At 43.0% G+C, this 11,595-nt stretch carries 11 protein-coding genes; 4 read left to right on the forward strand and 7 right to left on the reverse strand.

From position 1 onward, the window contains the following. Positions 1-71: 71 nt before the first annotated feature. Both M3180_RS18775 and M3180_RS18780 read right to left on the reverse strand, forming a co-directional pair. Positions 72-272 carry an alpha/beta-type small acid-soluble spore protein gene (locus M3180_RS18775; RefSeq protein ID WP_251670332.1) on the reverse strand — a complete coding sequence of 67 codons (201 nt, stop codon included), beginning with the start codon at positions 270-272 and terminating at the stop codon, positions 72-74. Between the two features lie 52 nt (positions 273-324). Beyond that, a complete protein-coding gene (locus M3180_RS18780) occupies positions 325-1,311 on the reverse strand; it encodes an aldo/keto reductase (protein ID WP_251670334.1) in 987 nt (328 codons plus the stop codon). Positions 1,312-1,484: 173 nt separating this feature from the next. Between M3180_RS18780 and M3180_RS18785 the strand changes: the two genes are divergently transcribed. After that, positions 1,485-2,972 carry an alpha-N-arabinofuranosidase gene (locus M3180_RS18785; protein WP_251670335.1) on the forward strand — a complete coding sequence of 496 codons (1,488 nt, stop codon included), beginning with the start codon at positions 1,485-1,487 and terminating at the stop codon, positions 2,970-2,972. An 18-nt stretch (positions 2,973-2,990) separates the two neighbouring features. Beyond that, the gene (locus M3180_RS18790) at positions 2,991-3,278 is read left to right on the forward strand and encodes a DUF6171 family protein (RefSeq protein WP_251670337.1); all 288 of its coding nucleotides are present in this window, start codon (positions 2,991-2,993) and stop codon (positions 3,276-3,278) included. A 168-nt stretch (positions 3,279-3,446) separates the two neighbouring features. Here M3180_RS18790 and M3180_RS18795 read toward each other — a convergent pair whose 3' ends face one another. The 3 genes from M3180_RS18795 to M3180_RS18805 form a co-directional block, all read right to left on the reverse strand. Continuing rightward, complete coding sequence (locus tag M3180_RS18795) at positions 3,447-5,561, reverse strand: coiled-coil domain-containing protein (RefSeq protein ID WP_251670339.1); 2,115 nt, start codon at positions 5,559-5,561, stop codon at positions 3,447-3,449. Between the two features lie 216 nt (positions 5,562-5,777). Next, the gene (locus M3180_RS18800) at positions 5,778-6,554 is read right to left on the reverse strand and encodes an aldo/keto reductase (RefSeq protein WP_251670357.1); all 777 of its coding nucleotides are present in this window, start codon (positions 6,552-6,554) and stop codon (positions 5,778-5,780) included. A gap of 126 nt (positions 6,555-6,680) precedes the next feature. Next, entirely contained in the window at positions 6,681-7,847 is a 1,167-nt protein-coding gene (locus tag M3180_RS18805; RefSeq protein WP_251670359.1) for an iron-containing alcohol dehydrogenase, read from the reverse strand. A 173-nt stretch (positions 7,848-8,020) separates the two neighbouring features. Between M3180_RS18805 and M3180_RS18810 the strand changes: the two genes are divergently transcribed. Beyond that, a complete protein-coding gene (locus M3180_RS18810; RefSeq protein ID WP_251670341.1) occupies positions 8,021-8,935 on the forward strand; it encodes an ArsR/SmtB family transcription factor in 915 nt (304 codons plus the stop codon). A 23-nt stretch (positions 8,936-8,958) separates the two neighbouring features. Here the strand turns inward: M3180_RS18810 and M3180_RS18815 are convergent, their stop codons facing one another. Continuing rightward, entirely contained in the window at positions 8,959-9,939 is a 981-nt protein-coding gene (locus M3180_RS18815) for a BtrH N-terminal domain-containing protein (protein ID WP_251670343.1), read from the reverse strand. A gap of 80 nt (positions 9,940-10,019) precedes the next feature. Then, a complete protein-coding gene (locus M3180_RS18820) occupies positions 10,020-10,817 on the reverse strand; it encodes a helix-turn-helix domain-containing protein (protein WP_251670345.1) in 798 nt (265 codons plus the stop codon). Between the two features lie 122 nt (positions 10,818-10,939). Here M3180_RS18820 and M3180_RS18825 point away from each other — a divergent pair, with 122 nt between their 5' ends. Then, positions 10,940-11,389 (forward strand): SRPBCC domain-containing protein, encoded by a 450-nt coding sequence (locus tag M3180_RS18825; protein WP_251670347.1) that lies wholly within the window; start codon positions 10,940-10,942, stop codon positions 11,387-11,389. Positions 11,390-11,595: the final 206 nt, after the last annotated feature.

An 11,595-nucleotide genomic window follows, 5' to 3' on the forward strand; every position in this document is an offset into this window, starting at 1 on the left:
GGCAAACTAACAGGCGCCCTCGAAGATCAGGTTTTTCTTGCGAAAGCAGCCTGAAAGTTAACTGGCTTTAACTACATGCCACTGTTAAGACTTTGCTCTCTGAGTAGAGCGAGTCGCTTCGTGAGGTTGCCACCTATGGTACCAATCTCTTTAGTAGAGATATGACCATAATAACCGTCTGCTGGTAATGGAATACCTAGCTCATGAGCGATTTCGAGCTTCATTTGCTCAATTGCTAGCTCGTGTATAGAGAACTTCTGCTTTTTACTCATAATCTATCACTCCTTTTAAGCTATTATGAGTAGAAAGTGGAGCAAGTATACATTACTTGCTAGGTTTGTGGCTGCCTCCTGCGGTAGCGTATAGCGTCCACCATTCTTCACGCGTCATCTGCTCAGCCTGGCAAGCGGCATCCTGACATGCCATGACACGCGAGGCATTTGTAGTTCCAAGCACAGGCTGTATCCCTGCCGGGTGTTTTAACAGCCAGCCAAGCAGTATAGCTTCCTTACTCGTTTCTTTATCAGCTGCTAGTCTTTCAATATATTGTGCAGTAAGCAGCTCAGCTTCTGTAGCATCCGAACGAATAGCTCCAGTATATCGCCCTTGCGCAAGTGGCCCCCAGGCTTGTATTTGCATTCGCTTCTGCTGCATATACGTCATTAATTGTGGATCGAAGCTCGTTGCAGCACCTTCGTCACGATTGATATTCAGCCCCTGATCGATAAAGTGCCGATGAGCTAGACTTAGATGCAGCTGATTGACGATAAGAGGCTCACGAATCGCTGATTGGAGATATTCGATATGAGCACTATGCATATTCGATACGCCAAAATGCTTAACCTTGCCATTTGCTTTCAATTGATCGATAGCTTCTGCAACTTCTTCAGGCTCCATTAAAGGGTCAGGACGATGCAAAAGTAAGATATCTATGTACTCGGTGCCTAGTCTCTTTAATATACCGTCAACCGACTGCAGTATATGCTGTTTTGAAAAATTATAACGGACGGGGAGAGTGCCATCTGCCAGCTGTATTCCACATTTTGACTGGATAATAATTTGCTCACGCAGAGCAGGTCTAGCAGCTAACAGCTCGCCAAATATTCGCTCAGCCTTACCTCTTGTATAGATATCCGCATGATCAAAGAAGTTAATTCCGATAGAAAGTGCTGCATCGACCACAGCTTCAAGCTGCTTTTTGTGTTCAGCCGTATAAGGCTCTGTTTCATCCCAGGACCCGCCAAAACCCATACACCCGATGGCGAGCCTGCTTGCTGGAATTCCGTGACCTTGAAGTGGTATATCCTTCATTAGAAATCTCTCCCTTCTTCTTCCATTTATTTCAACTCAAAATTATTATAACAAATTGAGCACGAGGTGTTGTCAAAATAGTAAATAAACATTATGATAGCAGTAGAATTAACATTTTAATTCTCGATTTATATATGTATTAATCCAACATTTTTATGAGAAGGGTGATAACCATGGCTGCAAACAAATTAACAATTAATGCGGATCAGCAATTATCAACGATTGATCGTCAAATTTATGGTCATTTTTCAGAGCATTTGGGACGCTGTATTTATGAAGGAATCTGGGTTGGGGAGGATTCTCCAATTGAAAATACGAATGGTATTCGTAACGATGTGCTGAAAGCGCTTAAGGAAATTAAAATTCCAGGTCTGCGCTGGCCAGGCGGATGCTTTGCCGATGAATATCATTGGAAGGATGGCATCGGTCCTAGAGAAACACGCAAGCGTATGATTAATACGCACTGGGGCGGAGTTGTTGAGAATAATCATTTCGGTACACATGAATTTATGCTGCTCTGTGAGCTGCTTGAATGTGAACCAATTATTTGCGGTAACGTTGGCAGTGGTACCGTTCAAGAGATGTCAGAATGGGTAGAGTATATGACATTCGACGGCGTGTCCCCTATGGCAGAGCTTCGTGCTGAAAACGGTCGTGAAAAACCATGGAAGCTTAAATATTTCGGTGTGGGCAATGAGAACTGGGGCTGCGGAGGAAATATGCGCCCAGAATATTATGCTGATCTATATCGTCGTTACAGTACATATGTACGTAATTATGGAGAAAATAAAATTTTCAAAATTGCATGTGGACCGAACGTAGACGACTACCGTTGGACAGAGGTATTGATGCGTGAGGCAGGTCGCCACATGGATGCGCTATCGCTTCACTACTATACGGTTCCGAACACATGGGAGAACAAAGGCTCTGCAACAGGCTTCCCAGAGAATGAATGGATTGAAACGTTGATCAAGACTCAGCATATGGATGAGCTGATTACACGTCATTCTGCTATTATGGATCAATACGATCCGAGTAAGCGTGTAGCATTAGTTGTCGATGAGTGGGGCACTTGGTATAATGTTGAGCCAGGCACGAATCCAGGCTTCCTCTATCAGCAGAACAGCATTCGTGATGCACTAGTCGCTGCGCTTAACTTCAACATCTTCCATGCGCATAGTGATCGTGTTCGTATGGCGAATATTGCTCAAGTTATCAACGTATTGCAATCGGTTATTTTAACAGAGGGCGAGAAAATGATCCTGACACCTACGTATCATGTCTTTAACATGTACAAGGTGCATCAGGATGCGAAGCTGCTTCAGCTAGATCTACAATCTGAGGACTACACGAGCAATGGCAAAACAATGAAGGCAGTTAGTGCTACGGCTTCTGTAGATGCTGAAGGTGCTGTTCATATTAGCTTAGCTCATGTCGATCCTACTAAATCTGCAACTATTGAGATTGATCTTCGCGGTCTAGCAAACGAAAAATTCTCAATTGATGCAGTTGAGCTAACGGCTTCTTCGCTGGATGCTCACAATACGTTTGAAGCTCCTGACACAGTTAAGCCAAGTGCATTCTCTGCATTTGAGGTTAATGGTCATCAGCTTAAAGTAACACTGTCCCCAATGTCTGTTACAACACTAAGTATTCGCTAATGGCTGGAGATGAGTAAAATGGAAGCAGTGGATCGCAATCGCAGCTGCCGAGGCTGTGGGCCTCAATACGAGGTGACGGAGGCGCAAATAGATCGTATTCTACAAGCGCCAATGTTCAAGGATCCTAGTGTTGTAGTTCCAGCTTCAATCTACGAGGAAAGGCTCGCTGCCTGCAGAGACTGTGAGCATTTACTTCAAGGACAAACCTGTCTGTTGTGCGGCTGCTTTGTACGGGTGTCAGCTTATTATCGCAATAAGAGCTGCCCTAACGTGAAGAGTCGGAGATGGGGACCTTATACAACGTAATTCCGCATGATTGTTTAAGTAACATCAAAAGCTTCATCGTTTGATGCCAATGAAATAAGAAGAGACAGTTGCTGCGATTAGGATATAACCATCCACGCAGCTGCTGTCTCTTTATTTTTATATTTATAAGTTATGATATAGGTCTGTATCGAGCGAAATTACTGTTGTTTATGCTTCTACAGGGCGATTGGAGCTTCGAATGACCTCCTGATTATCCCAGAGCAGCTTACGCAGGTTAGATTTAGAGCCTTGAATAATATAATGAGGAATTTGATTGCTTTTTGCTATTTCTATACCTTCCCAGGTTGCTCGATGTGACGTAGAGGTCAGTATCATAAACAGTGCTTGGGAACGACTTAGCTCTGATGCGATGCGATCAGGATGCTCGCCTCCATCATGAACAAGCGCAGCACCAGTTTCTTTTACTACAGACTCAAACCACTTTCTTTGACCGCCTATAATTGTAATTGTGCAATCTTCGAGGTATGGTTCAATCTTTCTACGAGCCGTAGCTTTAGGCCTTGATTCGTTCTTTTTGCGTCCAGGATGCGTCTCTGTCATCTCACCTTGTACGCGATACAGCTTCGTTAGCCTAGCAATATGACCATCCTCAGCGACGTTAAAGGTACAAGGATCTCCATGATTCGGCTTTTGAATTTCGATATCCTTGAAATGAATAGGGAATCGGTTGCTTTCATCATTAAGATCGACGCAATACCATTTCTGATCTTGATCGAAAATAACAAACCCGTCATAGGTTTCAATCGGTGAGTAGCTGTCATCACCCTGGAATAGTAGCTCAATAGTATAATGGTTTGATCTGCCAGGATGAGCTGTTGGTGTGCATAAAACCTCTGCTTCATGCTGCAGCTCAAGCTGCTGCACGAGTGATTCTGTAATATTAAATATTTCTCCGTTTTCTAGCTCTATGTATCCGCCATGATCACGACGGTAGAAGGTACCGTAGCGCTGGTTTTGTTGCTTATTAGCAGCGGTTACATTTTTCAACTCGTCAGGTGTAAATAGCTGTTCTACATCGATCGGAGCTTCCTTATTCGGCTGCTTATTGTCCATATTTTGCTGCTGCTGCTCATGCTGGAACTTATCAATGGATTCAACGATTTGAAGCATATTTAGCATTTGCTGACGATAGTAAAGCCTTTGCTCGTAGGTTGCATGCTCATCCTTCATTAGGTTGAGCAGATCTCGATTATACATATCTAGCTTGCTATGCATATGCGTAGTGATCTCGCTGAGCTGCTCTTCAAGTGGCTGCTTACTGTTAGCAAGCGATTGAAGCTCCTCCTGACGCTGCTGGGCAATTTGCTGCCAATTTGCCGTTTGGCGTTTGCTATCGTCCAGCTCTTTTTGCAGCTGCTCAAGCTGTAGATTAAGCTTGCGGATATCGTCAAGATTTAATTTGTTTTGGCTTAGCAATGATGCTCTTTCTGAAAGCCAACGGTCTTCATCTTCCTTACGGCGTAGAGTTGTCTCTTGCTGCATACGTTCAAGATTAATTACCTTCATATCATACATAGCAATCTGCTCCTTTAACAGCATAGCTTGTTGCTGAAGCTTCTCTTGTTCCTGTTGCAGCTGACGGATGGTTTTGTCCTTTTGCACACTTGCCAGCTCTATTTGCTGCCTTGTTGAAATTTCTTTACTAACCTTATCTTCTAAGACGGATATTTTCTTCTCAAGCCTGAGCTTTTCATGCTTCGTGTCCAGCTCATCTATTTCGATGAGTTCACTGCTGGCCGCGACAGCACTTTTTACTTCTGACGTTTCCTGCAGCTCTGAATTATCCTGTAGATCTTCAAGCTCTTTTAGTATAGACAGGTATAGCTCCTCTTGCTCAGCGTGCTCTTGATGAAAATAAAGCGTCCAATATACTGTCCAGTAGCCATGCTCAGCGGTAAGCTGTGGCAGTTGATACTTAATGGTACTAAGTGAGGGTGGTTCTTGTATCGTTCTATCTATTAAAAAGAGAAGCAGTTGCTTTTTTAATTTTCGATCACTTGTTATTTTTTTAAGGACGAAATTTAATTTTTTGTAGAAGAGAAGCTCGGGCCACTGCTTTAGATCTTTTCTCGTAAATGGTAATTTTAATGTTATCGCTAGCATGAGCTTATCGTAATTGGATATCGAGCGTACGTATTGCATTAAGCTGTGCTGCGGGAAAGGTCGGTTTACATGAACTTCCATATTATTTTTATACTTCGTAACAACTTCTGTACTTCTTGTGTCCTCATAGACACCACCTGCTATTGAATTTACTTTCAAGCTATCACCCCTTAAGTTATATTGCTTTATAATATTCTTCTAGAAAAATATTCGACGTAAAGGCAAATGATTCCTGTAGGTAAATAGCCTTAAAATTGCTCTAGAGCCTATGTAGTATCGTTAGTAATCGTGTCGATATTAGGCTAACAGCGTTGAATCTCAAGGTATTGAAAAAGCCAATGATTAGACGAATTTGTCCAATCATTGGCTTCTAAATTAAAAATTAAAGTTATCAGGGTCGGAGCCAAAGCGTCGGTTCTGATTCAGTGCTGAGATCTGCTGCATTTCCTCTGCACTAAGCTCAAAGTCAAAAATTTGGCTGTTTTCTACAAGGCGAGAAGAGGTTGTTGTTTTTGGAATAGTAATGACACCATTCTGAATGTCCCAACGAAGGACTACTTGAGCAGGAGACTTTCCGTGCTTAGCTGCAATTTCCTTTAAGATAGGCACATCAAGATTACCTTGCATTAATGGACTCCAAGCTGTCATACGAATGCCTTTGGATTCACAATATGCTCTAAGTGGCTCCTGTGTAAGTAGCGGGTGATATTCGACTTGATTCACTGCAGGTGTAAGGCTGCTGACAGCTGCAATATCATCAAGATGATGCTGATGGAAGTTACTTACACCGATTGCACGTGCATAGCCTTTGCTATAAATTTCCTCAAGTGCTCTCCAAGTGTCTTGGTACTTGCCTTTTACCGGCCAGTGGATAAGAACAAGGTCAACGACATCCATGTTTAGCTTGCGTCTGCTTACATCAAATGCTGCTAGTGCTTGCTCATAGCCCTGATCGCTATTCCAAATTTTCGTCGTAACGAAAATATCCTCGCGGCTTACTCCGCTTTTAGCGATCCCACGTCCTACGCCTTCTTCATTGCCATATGCTGCTGCAGTATCGATGGCGCGATAGCCTTTGCTAATCGCATCCGTTACTACACGTTCCGCTTCATCGTCACTAACCTTCCATACACCGAGACCTAGCATCGGCATCGTTACACCATTGTTTAACGTTACGTTTTGAATCACACAAAACCCTCCATTCAAATTTGCTTGCGTTATAGAGTATTGCTGCATCTGCCTGCAGTAATTCCTTTGTGCTAGTTTAGCTCTTAGAAGTTATAGGCAATTTTTTAGAATTGCATGCACATCTTCCTTGTGAAGCTGCTTGAATGATCCGATTGGGCCATAGCGTACAGCTTCCTCAGCCATTCGCTCAAGCTGACTATCGTCGATGTTAAACTCTGCTAGCGTTGTTTCGGAGCCGATTCGCTTGAAGAAGGACTGCGTTGCGTCAATACCAGCGAGTGCTAGTTCCTCTGTTGATTTGCCCTCTGCAGAAATTCCCCAAACTCTTGTAGCGTATTGAGCGAACCGCTCTGGACGCTCCTTGTAAACATATTTCATCCAGTTAGGGAATACGATGGCCAAGCCAGCGCCATGTGGAATGTCATAGATTGCACTAATCTCATGCTCGATTCCGTGAGAGGCCCAGTCATTTTGCATACCAACTGAAATTTGACCACCATTAAGTGCCATCGTACTGCACCACATTAAATTAGCACGCGCTGCAGCATGCTCAGGGTTTTCAAGAGCAAGCTCTACATTCTCAATAACCGTCTGCAGGATCGACTCACAGAAGCGCTCCTGTAGCGGCGTATCTTGTGTTAGGCTGAAGTATTGCTCGAATACATGTGACATAATATCGATTGAGCCATATACCGTTTGATTTGCTGGAACGGTGTACGTAAGCGACGGATCAAGGATAGAAAAGCGTGGATATACATGTGGACTTCCAGAGCCGCGTTTTAGCTTGTTTTCCCAGTCGCTTATAACCATCGAGCCATTCATTTCTGTTCCTGTAGCAGATAATGTAAGCACTGTACCGATAGGGATGGCAGACTGAATTCTAGCTTTATTCGTAAAGAAATCCCAAACATCACCCTCGTAAGGTACGCCTGCTGCGATAGCTTTGGCTGCGTCAATTACACTGCCGCCACCGACTGCTAGTATAAAGTCAAGCTGATGCTCGCGTACAAGCTTAATGCCTTCATAAACACTCGTCAAACGAGGATTAGGCTCTATTCCACCAAGCTCAACGAAGTTAATGTTTTGTTGCTTTAGCTGAGAAGTGATGGAATCATATAGTCCCGTTCGCTTAATGCTATTGCCGCCGTACACTAATAGTACGTTTTTGCTGTATGTAGCCGTTATTGCGCCTGTCTCGCTTGATTTGCCTTCACCGAAAATGATGCGAGTAGGATTATGGAATGTGAAAGGTAAAATTGTAGTTCCCTCCTTAATTAACATTAACTATAAAGTTAATGAATACGTGTTTATTGCCTATGTCTTATTGTATTTCATGGAAAATACCGTGTCAAATGCGAACTTGTCTATTGATTAATTAACTTTCAAATTATACAATTATCGCTAGATATATAGTGAAATGGGGATCTATTATGGAAATCTCGGTAAATCGAGATAATTTTTCGATATTAGAAAGCTTTGCATCACCTACTCGAATTCGTATTATTGAGCTATTAAATGAACAACCGATGAATATTCGCGCCTTATCCGAGGCGCTGGAAATAAAACCACCGATCGTTACACGTCATATTCAAATGCTTGAAAAGGCTGGTATTGTACGCAGCGAGCTGATCGCAGGTAAGAGAGGACAGCAGAAGCTGTGCTACTTGCAGCTTGATCAGATGGTATTGAATTTTAAATGCCAGCATGGTGATAGGAAGCAACAGCTGCAAAAATATGAAGTTATGATTCCTATTGGTATGTATTCAGACTATAATATTGAGCCCTCTTGTGGTCTTGCTTCAGAGCAGAGCATGCTCGGTATGTGTGATGATCCTAGGTATTTCGGAGATCCTGTTCATCGTGATGCGCATGTTTTGTGGTTTAGCAGCGGTTATATTGAATACCGTATACCGAATTTTATGCTGTACAGTGAGCAGGCGAGTGCGCTTGAGGTATCTTTAGAGATTTGCTCCCAAACACCATGCTCTTCGACACATTTGCAGCCCTCTGACATTGTATTTAGCTTCAATGGAATCGATGTTGCTGCGTGGACGTTCCCTGGAAAGATAGGGAAGGGTAGGGCTATCTTCACTCCACAGTGGTGGCATAAGGATATTCAGCATGGTGTATTGAAGCATATTCGCATCAATGAGCAAGGGACGTATATTGACGGTGTACAGGTATCTAATGTAACGATAGATGCGTTATCATTATGTGCCGATGAAGAGATCGTTATGCGAATTAGTAGTCGTAGCGATGCGAAGCATTGTGGCGGGGTTACACTGTTTGGCAGCGGCTTCGGCAATTACAATCAGGATATAAGCTGCCAAATCGTATGCAAGTAGTTGCGGCTATGGAGTGATTGCTCTTATAACAATAACTCCATAGCACTGCGCTCTTTATCCGCTATGTCCAGTAGAAGGGCAGATGCTTGTACTAGCTCCTGTTGATCTCCTGTTCTGCCTGCACGATCAATTAAATTTGAGACATTTACCCACAGTGGGGCGATTTCTGAAAACATGCGGTGAGCTTGTTCGATTCTCGTTTCCTCCAATTGATCGGCGCATTCTCGCAAAAAATCTCGGAACAGATTTCGAAATAAAGCCCCGCCAGTTCCTGCTCGCTCCATCAGTAATGCGGTTAAGCACAGATCATGCTCGAAATTGTTACTGCGGGAAGGCCACTTCAATATTTCTTTGCTCATTTTAACAATGCCTTTATTGCCGATATTACGAATAGGTGGGTTCAAATAGTCATGTGCATTGTTAGATAACGCCTTGCGAATAGCGGGAATAAGTGGTGGTAATTTCTCGATTGCTTCGATCGTAAAGGAACGATTTCGCGAGCTCATCGGTCCTTTTGCATTTCTTGCAGCAGCTAAACTAGTCAATTGCGTTTTCACCAGTCCACCTTGTTGCCTGGTGTCGGCCATGTAGGCGAACTCATCATCGAAGCCGTACATGACTGCATAATGACCAGCAAAATGTACTTTGTTCGTAAAATAATCTAAGTAGTAGGAATCTAATTTCAGTGCAACGGGAGTTCCTTTTTCAATGCAAAGCCGTACGTTCTTCCAAGCCTTATCGACGGACGATGTTTCTAGCGTGTTGACAGTTAAGCCAATGCGATTGGCAAGGTTAGCGCTCAATGCATCTGTTTTTATTCTTCCACCGATAAATGGAAACTCCATTCCCTTCGAGTCCCAATATATAAATCCTAGACCTTGCCCAAGACCAAACAGCATCGGTTCAGACAATTGAATGTCCATATGCTGCAGTAAATTGCCCATGGCAGTCGTCTCGCAATGCTCGCCTTCATAGGCAACAAAATTTCCAATAATGGTCGTCATATATTCCGTTCTCCTCCAACAATTCATTAATAAGATAGTTTAACGTTCATGTGTTTACTATTGATAAGGTGTAATGAGTATTAACGTTCAGTCTTAATATACTGCGTAGGAGATTTGCCGACAGCAGCCTTGAAATCCTTGCTAAAATGGGCTTGATCGAAATAGCCGAGATCCATGGCCAATTGAGTCAAATCCATTCCACGTTCTATCCGGTCGATCGCCTCATGCATGCGATAGCGACGAATGACCCATTTAGGGCTCACTCCTATATATTGATTGAACCAGCGCTGCAATGTTCTCTTCGGTATGCCAAACTGCTCAACTAATTGTTCGACCTTGGTAATCTCCGTATTATGAATAATTTCATCAATTGCTTCATTAAGTAAATCGACCGTTGCATTATAATCAGGCTTGCTTTGCCGTAATAGCTTTTCGACAAGCAGAATCTTTTCTTCTTCGCGCTCTAGCGAAAATAATTCTTTTTCGAACGCTTTAACATTTAGCGTAAAGTAGTCAGAGATGTTAACGGTTTGATCTGTAAGAGTAGAGACAGGTGCTTGAACATAACAATGAAAAGCCCCAGGCCTAAAGAGCACACCTACAATTTGTCCTTCCCCCTGAAGCACATTTATAGATTTTCTGCTTTCAATGCCACGTATATACGAATGTCCACGCTGAAAGACGACGTTTACCCCTGGATGCTGCAAAACTTCTTGAGAATAAGGGGGATGCTCTCGTAAATCCCATGTGATTAGCCAATAATGCTGAATAAAGAACGAAAGATCGTTAGACGGAGCATGTCGTGAAATTGAAAACTTATGCATACCCGTATCAAAATTTAAGATTCCCATATTCGGATTGCGATGTTGATTATTCATTGGTTCCACCCCTGAAACAATATGGTTGGCGCGATTTTACAATCATTAGCATATCCGGCATGCTATGATCTCACCATAAACTAAAATGGTTTCTAAAGGAATAGCAATGGGAGGAATTTATCGTGAAATTAGAGTATGTATTTTATATCGGTACAAGTCCTGAGCAGGTGTGGGATGTCTTAGTCAATCCAGAGAAATCGATAAAAGCATTTTTGGGGGGAGCCATCCGTTCAACATTTCAGGTGGGTGATGATATTGAATTTGTAGGCCCAGGCGCCGATGGTGAAGATACGGTACATATTTATGGGAAGCTTCTTCAATATGAACCAAACCGACTGCTGAGCTATACAGATCATCCTGGTCCATCTCATTATGCCGAGCATGCTCAGATGGAAAGCCGAGTCATCTTATCGTTGGAACGAGTAGGGGGTTGCACCAAACTACACCTTATTAATGATCAATGGACAGAGAATAACCCGTTATTCCAAAAGACAGAGCAATACTGGTGGATGATTCTTTGTAATATTAAGACAATGGCGGAAGCTGGAAAGCCTTTAGATTTTGGATTTTAGCAATAGTTTGGTATAGCATCTTAATCGTGTGTTCCGATTCACCGAGACTTGTAAAAGGTTGATTCTAACTGAATCAGCCTTTTTTGTAGTGTGCCCAGCATGGGCGCTATCTCTAGGGTTCAAGTCCCGAATGGTGAAGGCAGTAGTAGCCATAGCTTAAGGCAAGGGTGTCCATCGCGAGGTGGAATCTGAAGGAAGCCAGCGGC

Source organism: Paenibacillus camelliae (assembly GCF_023715345.1).
In the GTDB taxonomy this organism is placed as follows: Bacteria; Bacillota; Bacilli; order Paenibacillales; family Paenibacillaceae; genus Pristimantibacillus; species Pristimantibacillus camelliae.

What these genes read in the sequence shown, in the direction of transcription:
- M3180_RS18775 (WP_251670332.1), bottom strand. Translation starts at nt 272, where the DNA reads ATGAGTAAAAAGCAGAAGTTCTCTATACACGAGCTAGCAATTGAGCAA.
- M3180_RS18785 (WP_251670335.1), top strand. Translation starts at nt 1,485, where the DNA reads ATGGCTGCAAACAAATTAACAATTAATGCGGATCAGCAATTATCAACG.
- M3180_RS18780 (WP_251670334.1), bottom strand. Translation starts at nt 1,311, where the DNA reads ATGAAGGATATACCACTTCAAGGTCACGGAATTCCAGCAAGCAGGCTC.
- M3180_RS18790 (WP_251670337.1), top strand. Translation starts at nt 2,991, where the DNA reads ATGGAAGCAGTGGATCGCAATCGCAGCTGCCGAGGCTGTGGGCCTCAA.
- M3180_RS18810 (WP_251670341.1), top strand. Translation starts at nt 8,021, where the DNA reads ATGGAAATCTCGGTAAATCGAGATAATTTTTCGATATTAGAAAGCTTT.
- M3180_RS18815 (WP_251670343.1), bottom strand. Translation starts at nt 9,939, where the DNA reads ATGACGACCATTATTGGAAATTTTGTTGCCTATGAAGGCGAGCATTGC.
- M3180_RS18800 (WP_251670357.1), bottom strand. Translation starts at nt 6,554, where the DNA reads ATGCCGATGCTAGGTCTCGGTGTATGGAAGGTTAGTGACGATGAAGCG.
- M3180_RS18820 (WP_251670345.1), bottom strand. Translation starts at nt 10,817, where the DNA reads ATGAATAATCAACATCGCAATCCGAATATGGGAATCTTAAATTTTGAT.